The organism is Mycolicibacter arupensis (assembly GCF_002086515.1).
GTDB lineage: Bacteria > Actinomycetota > Actinomycetes > Mycobacteriales > Mycobacteriaceae > Mycobacterium > Mycobacterium arupense.
In genome coordinates this window covers 1-15,160 of sequence record NZ_MVHH01000044.1, presented here as the reverse complement: position 1 = coordinate 15,160, position 15,160 = coordinate 1, and the positions used below count along the sequence as shown (strand labels likewise).

Here is a 15,160-nt window from a genome sequence, read left to right as displayed (position 1 = left end):
AGTATCGTCCATGCGATGAGCGCCGAGGACCGCAACAGCTGGGATGCGCGGTATGCGCAGCACCCCGCGCAGGATCCGGCCGCGATCGCGCCGGACCCGGTGTTCGCCCCGTTCGTCGATGAGTTCCCGGTCACCGGCCACGCGCTCGACATCGCCTGCGGACGCGGTACCGGGGCGCTCTGGCTGGCGCAACGGGGTCTGCGCGTGCTGGGGTGCGATGTCTCGCCGGTAGCCATCGCGCAGGCGAGACGCCGCGCACGCGACTGCGGTCTGGGCGACCAGTGCCGCTTTGACGTCGTGGACCTTGACGACGGGCTGCCGCAGGGACCGGCCGCCGACGTCCTCTATTGCTCTCGGTTCCGAGACCGGCGGCTGGATGCGCCGATGATCGCCCGGCTGGCCCCAGGGGGCCTGCTGGCGGTCACCGCCCTGAGCCAGGTCGGAGGTGGCTCGGGACGATTCCGGGCTGCCCCGGGCGAACTGCGCAGGGCGTTCGACGGCCTGACGGTGATCGCCGCGGGGGAAGCGCAGGGGGTGGCGTGGCTACTGGCTCGCCGCGAGTCCTAGGCCGGTGCCGGTGCCGGTTCCTCGTGATCGGCGGCGGGTGCCGGGGCCGGAGCCTCGTCGAGCGGCGGGGCGTCCATCGGGGGAGCCTCGCCGGCCGGCACGTCGATCGGGGCCTCGAGCGGGGGCTCGATGGGCGGGACCTCGAACGGTGGTGCGTCCACCGGAGCGGGGGCCGGCTCGAAGGCCATGGGCTCAGCCATCGGCTCGGCGGGCGGGGGACCCGGCTCCACCATGGCGGCGAACTCCACCGGGGCGCCCTCGGGGAGAGGCTCGGCTTCCATGGGCAGGTACATGTGGTGGGTGAACTGCGGCTGGTAGGCGCCGCCGCCGCCGATCTTCACGCCGCCGGGCTCGCCGCTGGCCACCGGGGTGCCGTCGGGCAGGGTGACCGCGGTGTGGTGGCTGTTCCAGCCCACCACCACGGCGTTGGGTGCGGTGCCGTACCGGAAACCACGGGCCAGCAACGCTGACTCTTCGTTGGCGGTGTGGAACCGGCCGCTGAAGGCCGGCCGGCCGCTGGCGACGTTGGACACCCAGGAGGCCAGACCCGAGCAGTCCGTACCGGCGGGAGTGTTCCCACCAACGATGTACGGGGTGCCCGAAACCTGCTGGATGAGCGCCATCAGTGCTTCTAGACCAAACATGACCAGGCACGTTAACAATGGCTAACTGCGGTTACCAAAATCTGTGGCACGCATCACGTTTGGTATTCATGTTGTCAAACATAACGTTTCACCGGAAAACGCCAGGTAGACCCGCGAAAATGCGCAGACCCGGTCGATCTATTTGCGTAAGCGCTGGTAGACGGCTCGTGTGCGTTTGTTCAGGCACTAATCAACGGTCACAAATTCGCATTATTTCAATCAAATTGCCTGATCAATGGGTGTGCCGCAGGTATCTGCCGCGGCCGTTTTCGGCGAAAATTCTCACGCCGCGACAGGCCGCTGAAAGTGACGCTGCTTACAGTCCGCGCTTGGCTTTTTTGATCAGATTCGAGCCGATGATCAGCCGCTGGATCTCGCTGGTGCCCTCGTAGAGCCGCAGTAAGCGCACGTCACGGTAGATGCGCTCCACCGGAACGCCACGGATGTACCCGCTGCCGCCGTGAATCTGCACTGCCAGGTCGGCGACCTTGCCGGCCATCTCGGTGCAGAAGACCTTCGCCACCGAGGGGGCGATCCGCCGGTCCTCGTCGTTGACCCACTTACGTGCGGCATCGCGGACCAGGGCCTGGCCTGCCATCACCCCGGTCTGTTGGTCGGCGAGCATGGCCTGCACCAACTGGAAGTCGCCGATGATGCTGCCGCCCTGGGTGGCCGTGGCGGCGTAGCTCACCGACTCGTCCAGCGCGCGCTGCGCGGCGCCCACCGCCAGGGCCGCGATATGGATGCGGCCGCGGGCCAGTGACGTCATCGCGGCGCGGTAGCCGATGTCCTCGCTGCCGCCGACCAGGGCCGCGGCCGGCAGCCGCACGCCGGTGAACGTGACATCGGCGGTGGCGGCGCCCTCCTGGCCCATCTTGGCGTCCTTGGCCCCGACCTCGACCCCGGCGGTGTCGGCCGGTACCAGGAACACCGCGATGCCGGCGCCCCGCTCGTCGGCGGGCCGGGTGCGGGCGAACACCACGAACAGGTCGGCCAGGGGAGCGTTGGTGATGAACCGCTTCTGGCCGTCGAGCACCCACTCCGCGTCATCCCCCGAGCCGTCGCGCACGGCCTTGGTACGTAGTCCCGCCGGATTGGAGCCCGCGCCGGGCTCGGTGAGCGCAAAAGAGGCGACCGCGCCGGCGGCGATGGGCGCCAGCCAGCGCTCCTTCTGTTCGTCGGTGCCGAATCCCACCAGCACCTGGCCGGCGATCCCGTTGTTGGTGCCGAACATGGACCGGACCGAGGGGCAGGTATAGCCCAATTCCATCGCCAGCTCGACATCCTGGGTGAGGTCGAGGCCCAGGCCGCCCCATTGCTGGGGGATCGCATACCCGAACAGGCCCAGGTCCTTGGCGGCTTGGCGGAGATCGTCGGGCACGCGATCGGTGTCGAGGATCTCCTGTTCGCGCGGCACCACCACGGTCCGCACAAACCGGCGGGTCTGGGACAGAATCTCGGCGAAGACGTCGTCGTCGACAGTTTCGATCGTCATGACACGGCCCCTTTCGGCACTGGCCCGCAAATCATATATGAAATATGATGTCGTCCGACCATGGGCGGGCACGACACAGAGGACGGTTGCGGCGTGGCACTACTGAATGGGCGGACGGCGGTGATCACCGGCGGCGCGCAGGGGCTGGGCTTCGCGATCGCACAACGTTTCGTCGCCGAGGGCGCCCGCGTGGTGCTGGGCGATCTGAACCAGGAGGCCACCGAGGCCGCAGCGGCGCGCCTCGGCCCGGACGTGGCGGTGGCCGTGCGCACCGACGTCACCGTCGCCGCCGACGTCGACGCGTTGGTGGCGGCCGCCGTCGATCGATTCGGCGGCCTGGACATCATGGTCAACAACGCCGGTATCACGCGCGACGCCACCTTGCGCAAGATGACCGAAGACGATTTCGACCAGGTGATCGCGGTACACCTCAAGGGCACCTGGAACGGACTGCGCGCGGCCGCGGCGATCATGCGCGAACGCAAGAGCGGCGCGATCGTGAACATGTCCTCTATATCCGGCAAGGTCGGCATGCTCGGGCAGACCAACTATTCGGCCGCCAAGGCCGGCATCGTCGGCATGACCAAGGCCGCCAGCAAGGAATTGGCCTACCTCGGAGTCCGCGTCAACGCGATCCAGCCGGGACTGATCCGCTCGGCGATGACCGAGGCCATGCCGCAGCGCATCTGGGATTCGAAGGTCGCCGAGGTGCCGATGGGTCGCGCGGGTGAGCCCGACGAGGTGGCGACCGTCGCGCTGTTCCTGGCGTCGGATCTGTCCTCCTATATGACGGGCACCGTGCTCGAGGTGACCGGCGGTCGACACCTGTGACCCTGCGCGAGGCGGTGATCTGCGAACCGGTTCGAACCCCCATCGGCCGCTACGGCGGGATGTTCGCCTCGCTGAGCGCCGTCGACCTCGGCGTCGCCGCCTTGAGCGGACTGATCGAGCGCACCGGCCTGCCCGCCGACGCCGTCGACGACGTGGTGCTGGGGCACTGCTATCCCAGCAGTGAGGCACCGGCGATCGGTCGAGTCGTCGCACTGGACGCCGGTCTGCCGGTCACGGTGCCGGGTATGCAGGTGGACCGCCGGTGCGGTTCGGGACTGCAGGCGGTGATCCAGGCCTGCCTGCAGGTCGGCAGCGGCGCGCACGACGTGGTGATCGCCGGCGGCGCGGAGAGCATGAGCAATGTGGCGTTCTACTCCACCGACATGCGATGGGGTGGGGCACGCGGCGGAATCCGGGTACACGACGGCCTGGCGCGTGGCCGCACCACCGCGGGCGGGCGGCACCACCCGGTGCCCGGCGGAATGCTGGAGACCGCCGAGAACCTGCGCCGCCAATACCGCATCTCCCGTACCGAACAGGACGAACTCGCGGTCACCTCACACCAGCGCGCAGTGGCCGCGGCGCGCAGCGGGCTCCTCGCCGAGGAGATCATCGCCGTCACGGTGCGCTCCCGCGCCGGCGAACAGCGGATCGACACCGACGAACATCCCCGCGCCGACACCACCGTGGAATCGCTCGCCGCGCTCAAACCGGTTCTGGGCAAAACCGATCCCGAGGCCACCGTCACCGCGGGCAACTCCAGCGGTCAGAACGACGCGGCCTCGATGTGTGTGGTGACCACCCGGGATAAGGCGCAGCAGCTCGGACTGACCCCGCTGGTTCGCCTGGTGTCGTGGGGCCTGGCCGGGGTGCGGCCCGAAGTCATGGGCATCGGCCCGGTGCCGGCCACCGACGTCGCCCTGGCGCGGGCCGGCCTCACGCTGTCCGACATCGACCTGATCGAGCTGAACGAGGCGTTCGCCGCCCAGGCGCTGGCGGTCATGGCGGAGTGGGGATTCGGCGTCGCGGACCGGGAGCGCACCAACGTGCGCGGATCGGGAATCTCGCTGGGACATCCGGTGGGCGCCACCGGCGGCCGGATGTTGGCGACACTGGCGCGGGAGCTGCGCCGCCGCCAGGGGCGCTATGGGCTGGAGACCATGTGCATCGGGGGCGGCCAGGGGCTGGCCGCCGTATTCGAAAGGGTTGGCGAATGACCAGACTGTGCCAGACGTTGGGACTGACCGAGGGCCAGACCGAGATCATCGCGGCGGTGCGGGCATTCGTCGACAAAGAGGTGATACCGCACGCCGCCGAATTCGAGCGCGCCGACGCCTACCCGCAGCAGATCGTCGAAGGCATGGCGAATCTGGGCCTGTTCGGCCTGATGATTCCCGAGGAATACGGCGGGCTGGGCGAGTCCCTGTTGACCTATGCACTGTGCGTGGAGGAGCTCGCCCGCGGCTGGATGAGCATCTCCGGGGTGATCAACACCCATTTCATCGTGGCGTACATGCTGCGCCAGCACGGCACCGCGGAGCAGAAGCAGCGCTACCTGCCGGCGATGCCGACCGGCGAAGTGCGCGGGGCGTTCTCGATGTCCGAACCCGAGCTCGGCTCCGACGTCGCCGCGATCCGCACCCGGGCCACCCGCACCGCCGCCGGCGACTTCCTCATCAACGGCCAGAAGATGTGGCTGACCAACGGTGCCACGTCCAGCCTGGTGGCGGTGTTGGTCCACACCGATGAGGGGGCCGACACTCCGCACCGCAATATGACGGCGTTCCTGGTCGAAAAGCCCACCGGATTCGGTGAAGTCGTCCCCGGGCTGACCATCCCGGGCAAGATCGACAAGCTCGGATATAAAGGTATCGACACCACCGAGATGATCTTCGACGATTATCGGGCCGGCGCGGCCGATGTCCTGGGTGGAGTCACCGGTCGCGGCTTCTATCAGATGATGGACGGCATCGAGGTCGGCCGGGTGAACGTGGCGGCACGCGCCTGCGGGGTGGGCATCCGCGCCTTCGAGCTTGCAGCCCGATACGCCCAGCAGCGCAGCACCTTCGGCAAGCCGATCGCCGAGCATCAGGCCGTCGCGTTCGGGCTTGCCGAGATGGCGACCAAGGTGGAGGCCGCGCACCTGATGGTCGTCAACGCGGCCCGGCTGAAGGACTCCGGCGAGCGCAACGACCTGGCCGCGGGCATGGCGAAGTACCTGGCCAGTGAGTACTGCAACGAGGTCACCCAGCAGAGCTTCCGCATCCACGGCGGCTACGGCTACTCGAAGGAATACGAGATCGAGCGACTGATGCGCGACGCTCCTTTCCTGTTGATCGGCGAGGGAACCAGCGAGATCCAGAAACAGATCATCAGCAAGCGACTCCTCGCCGATTACCGCATCTGACGTCATGGCTGTTCCCGACTTCCGCACCCGGCCACAACTGTCGGAGGCCGTCGCGCGCTTTGTGCGCCAACGGATCTTCGACGGGGGCTATGCCGCGGGGTCCTACGTCCGATTGGACCAGCTGGCCACGGAGTTGGGTATCAGCGTCACCCCGGTGCGCGAGGCATTGTTGGAGCTGCGCGGCGAAGGCCTGCTGGTCCAGCAGCCCCATCGCGGATTCATGGTGGTTCCGGTGACCCGGCGTGATCTGGCGGATGTCGCCGACGTTCAGGCCTTCGTCGGTGGTGAGCTGGCAGCGCGGGCAGCCGCGAGTATCACCGATGAGCAGCTGGCCGAGCTCGAGTCGATCCAATCCCAGCTGGAACAGGCCTACGCCGGAGATGACCAGAACCAGACCGTGCGGCTCAACCACGAGTTCCACCGGGCCATCAATGTGGCGGCGCACTCGCCCAAGCTTGCCCAGATGATGTCGCAGATCACCCGGTACGCGCCCGAGTCGGTCTTCCCGGCCATCGCCGGGTGGCCGGAGCGCTCGATGCGGGATCACCGGCGGGTGCTCACCGCCCTGGCGGCACACGATCAGACACTGGCGCGGACCGCGATGGCCGAGCACCTTGCCGCCGGAGTGGCCCCGCTGGTCGAGCATCTAAGCAGCCGGGGGGTGGTCTCGGGCGAAGAGGGCAGCGACGCGCAGTCCGATCAGCGCCCGTCCCCGGCGGGGACGTGAGACCGTATCAACCTATGCAGAACCACAGTTACCTGACTTACGAGGAGTTCGGGCGCAAGTTCTTCGAGATCGCGGTCACCGAAGAACGCGTGGCTGCTGCGTTCGCCGCCATCGCCGGCGACGAGTTCGAGATGCCCCCGATGCGCCAGGGTCCGGGCGGGATCGCGCGGGTCAGTGCCAGGGTGCGGATTCAGCAGCCCCGGGTGGCCCGTGGTCTGGGTGAGGAACTGACGTTCGCTATCCACATTCCGTTGGAGATCGACCTGCTCATCGATCTGCGCCTGGATAAGCAGCACTTCACCGTCGCCGGCGAGATCGCGCTGCGTGCCACCGCGCGCGCCGCCCAGCCCTTGCTGCTGATCATCGATGTGCCCAAGCCCCGGCCGTCCGACATCACCGTCGAGGTGTCGTCGACCTCTATCCGCGGTGAGTTGTTGCGGATCTTCGCCGGCGTGGACGGCGAGATCCGCCGCTTCATCGCGCATTACGTGGCCGACGAGATCGAGAACCCGCAGTCTCAGCAGGCCCAGATCATCGATGTGGCCGAGCGGCTCGACTCAGCGTGGACCGGAATCTGATCGACCGGAACCGGCCTCAGGGGTAGGGAATCGCGGGGATCGCCGGAATGGCCGGGATCGCCGGAATGGCGGGAATCGCGGGAATGGCCGGAATCGCCGGGACCGCAGGAACCGCGGGCGCCGAGGGAGCGCGCGGCGCCGAAGGCGCCGCCGGCGCCTGCTGGGCGGTGGGCTCGATCACGGGAGCGGCGCTGGTGAGCGGGGTCTCCGGCAGGGTTGACGGACCAGGCTCGGGCTCGCTGCCGGGATCGTTGCCAGGCACCGGCGGCGCCGCGGGCGCGTCGGGCGCTTCCAGCACGTCGCCGTAGGTGTCCTCGTCATAATCATCGCCGCAGTCGCCGCAGGCGGTTGCCACTAATCCCACCGCGAGTCCGACGGCCACCATCGACAGCACTGATTTTCCGAAACCGCGATTGCGCATGGATGCTCCCCGTCGCTCGGCGCTTGGTAGTCACCTTACGGCGGCGGGGTGGGCTGAAGTTCAATCTCGGACGGGCACGGAGAAATTGGTAACCGGCGCCGATCACGCAGATCCGCACGAACGGGTTGAGCATGTCCGGCCAACCGACCCCGGCTGGATTCCGCCGCCGAACTGGCGACGGCGACACGCTTTCCCGGTCGTGTGTGATGAATTCCTCACGGCGGGAATTCTCCGGATCCTTCGGGTTGATCGCGACGGGCGCCCAGTGTGCGGAGGCACCGATCGGGCTTGGCCGGGCGGACATGAACCCGCAGGCCCGGTGCCTTCCGCAGCTGCGGGGTGACGGTGTGCCGGGTGAGGCCGAGTTTGCCCCCATCGGTCGAGGAACCTCCCGGTCGGCCACGGTCGAACGCCGCCGTGACCTGCAGTGGCCGATTGACGAGACCCTCTCGCAATAAGCACGTAACACGACATAGCGGTGTCGGAGCCGCAGGATCCTGACAGGCAACTCAGGCAGCGCGGCCGCCGACTTCCGTGAGGATCCAGCGCCGCGCGCACGAACAACCCGCTGACCGCTGGCAGGGACCGACCGGGGAGGTGATTTCCCCGAAACCTCTCTGCCTTCAGCTGAACGGGGAGCGGCGGAACTCACGCGGCTCTGGCGCTTAACAGATCGTTCATATAGGGACGTCATAATTTCGGCAAGAAACAGGCGAACCGAGTTTCGTCATCGCCACCGGATTGCAATCTTCTCCGCGGGCGGCCGTTGCGCTTCACAGCTAGCATGCGCAGTGAAGAAACTTGTGACCAGGCAGGGGTAGATGACAACCAATAAGGGACCGGCACCGCGCCGTAATCCGGCAGTGCGACGGGCGCGGATCGGGGTGCGCCGTGGCTGACGAACAGCGGGGACCCGGTTACGGCCTTGGACTGTCCACGCGTACCCAGATGACGGGGTACCAGTTCCTGGCTCGACGGACCGCGATGGCGCTGACGCGCTGGCAGGTTCGGATGGAAGTCGAGCCGGGCCGTCGGCAGTCGCTGGCGGTGGTGGCGTCGGTGTCGGCGGGCGCGGTGGTCTGCCTGGGCGCCTTGCTCTGGTCTTTCCTGAGCCCCTCGGGTCAGATGAACGAATCGCCCATCATTGCCGATCGCGACTCCGGAGCCCTGTACGTGCGGGTCGGCGACACGCTGTATCCGGCACTGAATCTGGCCTCCGCGCGCTTGATCGCCGGTAGGCCCGACAACCCGCACAAGGTGCGGGCCACCCAGATCGCCGAGCAGCCGCACGGGCCGCTCGTCGGCATCCCCGGCGCGCCCTCGGACATCCTGCCCACCACACCCTCGACGTCGTCGTGGTTGATCTGCGACACCGTCGCAAACGTTCAGGGCGTCGGCGCGGTGTCACCGGTGACGGTGACGGTGATCGACGGCACCCCGGAACTCAACTCGCGCCGCCGGGTGCTGGACGGGCCCGACGCGGTCGTGCTGCGCTACGGAAACGACTCCTGGGTGGTCCGGCAGGGCCGCCGGTCGCGCATCGACGCCGCCGACCGCGCCGTGCTGCTGCCCCTGGGCTTGACCCCGGAGCAGGTCGATCACGCTCGCCCCATGAGCCAGGCGCTGTTCGACGCGCTGCCGGTGGGACCGGAACTGGCCGTGCCGTTCGTGCCCGACGCCGGCCGCCCGCCGGCCTTCCCGGACGCGCCCGGCCCGGTGGGGACGGTGTTCACCACGCCGCAATTGGCTGGGCCGCAACAGTATTCGGTCGTGCTGATGAACGGCGTGCAGACCGTGTCGTCGGTGGTTGCTCGCATCCTGCAGAACGCAGGCGCTACCGGAGGCGGTGCACCGGCGGTGGTCACGCCGCAGGACCTGGCGAAGATGCCGGTGGTCACCGGACTGGACCTGTCGGCCTACCCCGAAGGCCCCCTGCAGGTCGTCGACATCAAAGAGAATCCCTCCACCTGCTGGTGGTGGGAGCGTTCCGCCGGTGACAGCCGGGCCAGGGTTCAGGTGGTCTCCGGTCCCACGATTCCGGTGTCGCAGAAGCAGATGAAGCGAGTGGTGTCCTTGGTCAAGACCAATGACGCGAACCTGCCCGAAGCCGACCGGGTTTATTTCGGTTCGGGCTACGGCAATTTCGTCGCCGTGACCGGCAATGACCCGGACGCCTCCACGCGAGAATCGCTGTGGTGGCTGTCGGCTTCGGGTGTGCGGTTCGGGATCCCCGGCGATGATGAGCGCAAGGCGCTGGGGCTGGTCAGCGAGCCGGCCCTGGCACCGTCGGTGGCGCTGCGCCTGCTGGCGCACGGCCCGACCCTGTCTCGCCAGGATGCGCTGGTTCGTCACGACACCTTGCCCACCGATATGTCCCCAGCAGAATTGGCGGTGCCCAGATGAAACGTGGATACGCCCGGCCGACGCCGGAACGTGCTCCGGTAGTCAAACCGGAGAACATCGTATTGCCGACGCCGCTGAGCGTGCCGCCCCCCGAGGGCAAGCCGTGGTGGCTGGTGGTGGTCGGGGTGCTGGTGGTCGGTCTGCTGGTCGGCATGGTCGCCATGACCGTGGCCAGCGGCTCCCGGATGTTCCTGGGTGCCGGCTCGATCTTCCCGATCTTCATGATCGGCGGCGTCGCGATGATGATGTTCGGCGGCCGATTCGGCGGCGGCGCCCAGCAGCTGAGCCGGCCCAAGCTCGACGCGATGCGGGCCCAGTTCATGCTCATGCTGGACCGGCTGCGCGAATCCGCGGCCGAGTCCGCCGACAGCATGGACGCCAACTACCGCTGGTACCACCCCGCGCCGGCCACGCTGCCCGCCGCGGTGGGCTCCCAACGCATGTGGGAGCGCCAGCCCAACGGCAAGGACCTCAACTTCGGCTTGGCCCGGGTCGGGGTGGGCATGACGCGGCCCGAGGTCACCTGGGGTGAACCGCAGAACATGCCGACCGACATCGAACTCGAGCCGGTGACCGGCAAGGCACTGCAGGAATTCGGGCGCTACCAGAGTGTGGTCTACAACCTGCCGAAGATGATCTCGCTGCTGGTCGAGCCGTGGTATTCGCTGGTGGGCGAGCGCGAACAGGTGCTCGGACTGATGCGGGCGATCATCTGCCAGTTGGCGTTCTCGCACGGACCCGACCACCTGCGCATGATCGTGGTGACGTCGGATGTGGAGCGGTGGGACTGGGTCAAGTGGGTGCCGCACTTCGGTGACCCGCGTCGGCAGGACGCGGCAGGCAACGCCCGCATGGTTTACGGATCGGTGCAGGACTTCGCCACCGAGCACGCCGAACTGTTCTCCGGCCGTGGATCATTCATGCCGCGCCACGCCAGCTCGTCGGCGGAGACACCGACTCCGCATCACCTGATCATCGTCGACGGCCTGGACCCCCAGTGGGAGTACGTCAACACCACCGAGGGCATCGATGGCGTGACGTTCTTCGATCTGACCGGCGCCCCGGAATGGCAAGGCGTCTCCCAGCGGGTACTGCGCCTGGACGACAAGGGCATCATCAGCGCCCTGCCGCGCGACCGCGACACCTGGATGGTGATCGACGACAACGAATGGTTCTTCGCGCTGGCCGACCAGGTCGGCGAGAGCGATGCCGAGCAGTTCGCGCAGCGCATGGCGCACTGGCGGCTGGCCGCGGCCTACGAGGAGATCGGCCAGAAGGTGACGCACCACATCGGTGCGCGCGACATCATGGCCTACTACGGCATCGAGGACGCCGGACGGATCGACTTCGAAGAGCTGTGGGCGAGCCGGCGCGACGCGGGCAGCCGTGGCCGGCTGCGGATTCCGTTCGGTAACCGGTCCGACAACGGTGAGCTGCTGTTCCTGGACATGAAGTCCCTCGACGAGGGCGGTGACGGCCCGCACGGCGTCATGTCCGGCACCACCGGTTCGGGCAAGTCCACCCTGGTGCGTACGGTGATCGAGTCGCTGCTGCTGGCTCACCCGCCGGACGAGCTGCAGTTCGTGCTGGCCGACCTCAAGGGTGGCTCGGCGGTCAAGCCGTTCGCCGGTGTTCCGCACGTGTCGCGGATCATCACCGACCTCGAAGACGACCAGGCCCTTATGGAGCGCTTCCTGGAGGCCATGTGGGGTGAGATCGCCCGGCGTAAGTCGATGTGCGACAACGCCGGTGTCGACGGAGCCAAGGAATACAACGAGATCCGGTCCCGAATGCGGGCACGCGGTGACGAGAGTCTGCCGCCGCTGCCGATGCTGGTGGTCGTCATCGACGAGTTCTACGAGTGGTTCCGCATCATGCCCACCGCGGTGGAGGTGCTGGACTCGATCGGCCGGCAGGGTCGTGCGTATTGGGTGCACCTGATGATGGCTTCGCAGACCATCGAGAGTCGCGCCGAGAAGCTGATGGAGAACATGGGCTACCGGTTGGTGCTCAAGGCGCAGACCGCCGGTGCCGCGCAGGCCGCCGGCGTGCCCAACGCGGTGAACCTGCCGGGCAAGGCCGGTCTCGGCTACTTCCGTAAGAGCGGTGAAGAGGTCATCCGATTCCAGGCCGAGTTCCTGTGGCGGGACTATCACCGGGGCGGGATTCTCGACGACGAGCAGATGCCGTTGACGCATGCCGTGGACTACATCCGCCCGCAGCTGTTCACCACCGAGTACACCCCGCTCGAGGTCAGCGTCAGCACCCCGGAGATCGAGGCGGCCGACGAGCTGACCGCGATCGACTCCAAGCCCGCGGGCGCGCCCGGCGAGCCCCCGGAGGAAGAGGACTTCATCCGGACGCCCAAGGTCGGCACGGTGATCATCGACCAGCTCCGTCAGATCGACTTCGAGCCCTACCGGCTGTGGCAGCCGCCACTGGACAACCCGGTGAGCATCGAGGACCTGGTGAACCGTTACCTGGGCCACCCCTGGCAGGAGGACTACGGCACCCGTGGGGACCTGGTGTTCCCGATCGGGGTCATCGACCGGCCCTACAAGCACGACCAGCCGCCGTTGACGGTGGAGACGGCCGGGCCGGGTGCCAACGTGCTGATCCTGGGTGCCGGCGGTTCGGGCAAGACGACGACGCTGCAGTCGCTGATCTGCGCGGCGGCCCTGACCCACACCCCCGCACAGGTCCAGTTCTACTGCCTGGCCTACAGCGGCACCTCGCTGACCACCGTCGCCGGGTTGCCGCACGTGGGCAGCGTCTGCGGACCGACCGACCCGGACGGCGTGCGCCGCACGGTGGCCGAGCTGCTGGCGCTGGTGCGTACCCGCAAGCGCAGCTTCCTGGAGAACGACGTGGCCTCGATGGAGGTGTTCCGGCGCCGCAAGTTCGAAGGTGCGCCGGGATCGGTGCCCAACGACGGCTTCGGCGACGTGTACCTGGTGGTCGACAACTACCGGGCGCTCTCCGAGGAGAACGAGGTGCTGGTCGAGCAGGTCAACCAGATCATCAACCAGGGTCCCTCGTTCGGTGTGCACGTCATCGTGACCGCCGACCGTGAGTCCGAGCTGCGCCCGCCGGTGCGCAGCGGCTTCGGATCCCGGGTGGAGCTGCGCCTGGCCGCGGTCGAGGACGCCAAGCTGGTGCGTTCCCGATTCGCCAAGGATGTTCCGGTGAAGCCGGGACGTGGCATGGTCGCGGTCAACTATGTGCGCCTCGACAGCGACCCGCAGTCCGGCCTGCACACCCTGATCGCTCGGCCCGCGATGGCCGACACCAGCGAGCGGGTGTTTGAGTCCGACAGCGTTGCTGCGGCCGTCAGCCAGGTGGCTGTGGGCCGGGTCCGGCCGGTGCGGCGTCTGCCCGCGCGGTTCGGCCTCGACGAGGTGCGTGCCGTGGCGGCCAACGATCGCCGCGAGGGCGTGGGTGCCGGCGGCATCGCCTGGGCGATCTCCGAGCTGGACCTGGCTCCGGTGTATCTGAACTTCGCCGAGAACGGCCACCTGATGGTGACGGGACGTCGCGAGTGCGGCCGCACCACCACCCTGGCGACCATCATGAGCGAGATCGAGCGGCTCTACGCGCCGGGCGCCAGCAGTGCCCCGGAGCCCAGCCCGGACGGTCGTCCGTCCGCGCAGGTGTGGCTGATCGACCCGCGCCGGCAGTTGCTGACCACGCTGGGGTCGGACTATGTGGAGAAGTTCGCCTACAACGTCGACGGCGCGGTCGCGCTGGCGAACGAGTTGGCCACCACCCTGGCCAACCGGGAACCTCCGCCCGGGCTGTCGGCCGAAGAACTGCTGTCGCGGACCTGGTGGAGCGGGCCGGAGATCTTCCTGATCATCGACGACATCCAGCAGTTCCCGGCCGGTTTCGACTCGCCGTTCCAGAAGGCCGCCCCCTGGGTCACCCGCTCAGCGGACGTGGGTCTGCACGTGATCGCTACCCGCACCTTCGGTGGATGGTCGTCCGCAGGTTCCGACCCGCTGCTGCGCGCGCTGCACCAGGCCAATGCGCCGCTGCTGGTGATGGATGCCGACCCCGACGAGGGCTTCATCCGCGGCAAGATGAAGGGCGGCCCGCTGCCTCGGGGCCGTGGCCTGCTGATGGCCGAGGACACCGGCGTGTTCGTTCAGGTCGCCGCGACCGAACTGCGCCGGGCGCCGGCGCAGGAGCGCGCCACCACCCCCGCAGGTTGACCCTTTCGCCAGCAGCCACTGTGACGCCCACAACAGCGTCCCAGTGGTTGCTGGCGGGGTCACACCCGGGCCTGACGCCCCGGCTTATCCGCGTCAGAATTCTCCGTACGACCCAGTGCCCGCACATTTCTGTGCGGTAGCCGCGAACTCACTCCACAGGAAATTTCATTCCTGTGTTTCGCCAGTTTGAAGCCATTTTCTTGATCACAGCGCTGTTTTGGCGCCGCCTTATTGTTACCTCAGATGAACACTTGTTATCTGCAGGTGAACACTTCGCTCAGCGGCTTCACCAGGGCAGTTTGACCCTCTACGATCGACAGCAGAGAGATTGCTGACCGCGATCCAGAGGAGGTAAATCGAATGTCGTTCGTGAATGCGCAGCCGGAAGCGCTGTCAGCCGCCGCCGCGAACCTGACCGGTATCGGGGCGGCATTGAACGCGCAGAACGCCGCTGCCGCAGCCCCGACGACAGGTGTGCTTCCCGCCGCTGCCGACGAGGTCTCGGCGCTGACCGCCGCGCAGTTCGCCGCACACGCTGCGATGTACCAGCAGGTGAGCGCCCAGGCCGCGGCGATCCACGACATGTTCGTCGCCACCTTGAACACGAGCGCAACCTCCTACGCGTCCACCGAGGCAGCCAACGCTGCAGCGGCGGGTTAACCGGAGACAGTCGTTTTCCGGCCGAGAGTGGGGAAGGGGAACCATTCATTCGTTCAAAGCCGGCCGTCGGTTACCTCGGTAACCGACGGAAATAGTTCGTCAATCACCAAATAACAACCAGTAACAACCAACGTAGACAAGGAGACAAGACAGTGGCTACACGTTTTATGACTGACCCGGACGCGATGCGTTCGATGGCGGGTCGTTTTGATGTGC

At 67.6% G+C, this 15,160-nt stretch carries 12 protein-coding genes; 9 read left to right on the top strand and 3 right to left on the bottom strand.

Annotated features, from left to right (window positions below; genetic code table 11):
* The first annotated feature begins 15 nt into the window (after positions 1–15).
* Complete coding sequence (locus tag BST15_RS16765; protein ID WP_046190797.1) at positions 16–567, top strand: methyltransferase domain-containing protein; 552 nt, start codon at positions 16–18, stop codon at positions 565–567.
* Here the strand turns inward: BST15_RS16765 and BST15_RS16760 are convergent.
* Together BST15_RS16760 and BST15_RS16755 are read right to left on the bottom strand one after the other, a co-directional pair.
* The gene (locus BST15_RS16760) at positions 564–1,211 is read right to left on the bottom strand and encodes a glycoside hydrolase (protein WP_046190796.1); all 648 of its coding nucleotides are present in this window, start codon (positions 1,209–1,211) and stop codon (positions 564–566) included. The two genes, BST15_RS16765 and BST15_RS16760, sit on opposite strands and share 4 nt — an antisense overlap.
* 316 nt (positions 1,212–1,527) lie before the next feature.
* Positions 1,528–2,706: an acyl-CoA dehydrogenase family protein gene (locus BST15_RS16755; RefSeq protein ID WP_046190795.1), complete on the bottom strand. Its 1,179-nt coding sequence runs from the start codon at positions 2,704–2,706 to the stop codon at positions 1,528–1,530.
* 93 nt (positions 2,707–2,799) lie between these two features.
* On the opposite strand from BST15_RS16755, the gene fabG reads away from it, so the two are divergent.
* From fabG to BST15_RS16730, 5 genes are read left to right on the top strand one after another with little or no spacing between them, the layout of a single operon-like run.
* Complete coding sequence (gene fabG, locus BST15_RS16750; protein ID WP_046190803.1) at positions 2,800–3,537, top strand: 3-oxoacyl-ACP reductase FabG; 738 nt, start codon at positions 2,800–2,802, stop codon at positions 3,535–3,537.
* Between the two features lie 2 nt (positions 3,538–3,539).
* Positions 3,540–4,754, top strand: coding sequence for an acetyl-CoA C-acetyltransferase (locus tag BST15_RS16745; protein WP_046190802.1), 1,215 nt, complete (start codon positions 3,540–3,542; stop codon positions 4,752–4,754).
* The gene (locus BST15_RS16740; protein ID WP_046190794.1) at positions 4,751–5,944 is read left to right on the top strand and encodes an acyl-CoA dehydrogenase family protein; all 1,194 of its coding nucleotides are present in this window, start codon (positions 4,751–4,753) and stop codon (positions 5,942–5,944) included. Before BST15_RS16745 ends, BST15_RS16740 begins: the two co-directional genes overlap by 4 nt.
* A gap of 4 nt (positions 5,945–5,948) precedes the next feature.
* Entirely contained in the window at positions 5,949–6,671 is a 723-nt protein-coding gene (locus tag BST15_RS16735; protein ID WP_046190793.1) for a GntR family transcriptional regulator, read from the top strand.
* A 14-nt stretch (positions 6,672–6,685) separates the two neighbouring features.
* Positions 6,686–7,249 (top strand): hypothetical protein, encoded by a 564-nt coding sequence (locus BST15_RS16730; protein ID WP_046190792.1) that lies wholly within the window; start codon positions 6,686–6,688, stop codon positions 7,247–7,249.
* A 16-nt stretch (positions 7,250–7,265) separates the two neighbouring features.
* Here the strand turns inward: BST15_RS16730 and BST15_RS16725 are convergent, their stop codons facing one another.
* Entirely contained in the window at positions 7,266–7,670 is a 405-nt protein-coding gene (locus BST15_RS16725; RefSeq protein ID WP_083071064.1) for a hypothetical protein, read from the bottom strand.
* A gap of 891 nt (positions 7,671–8,561) precedes the next feature.
* Between BST15_RS16725 and eccB the strand changes: the two genes are divergently transcribed.
* The 3 genes from eccB (at position 8,562) to BST15_RS16705 (ending at position 14,944) form a co-directional block, all read left to right on the top strand.
* Positions 8,562–10,073 (top strand): type VII secretion protein EccB, encoded by a 1,512-nt coding sequence (gene eccB / locus BST15_RS16715; protein WP_046191254.1) that lies wholly within the window; start codon positions 8,562–8,564, stop codon positions 10,071–10,073.
* Complete coding sequence (locus BST15_RS16710; protein WP_046191253.1) at positions 10,070–14,284, top strand: type VII secretion protein EccC; 4,215 nt, start codon at positions 10,070–10,072, stop codon at positions 14,282–14,284. Before eccB ends, BST15_RS16710 begins: the two co-directional genes overlap by 4 nt.
* A gap of 360 nt (positions 14,285–14,644) precedes the next feature.
* Positions 14,645–14,944 (top strand): PE family protein, encoded by a 300-nt coding sequence (locus tag BST15_RS16705; RefSeq protein ID WP_046191252.1) that lies wholly within the window; start codon positions 14,645–14,647, stop codon positions 14,942–14,944.
* Positions 14,945–15,160 lie beyond the last annotated feature (216 nt).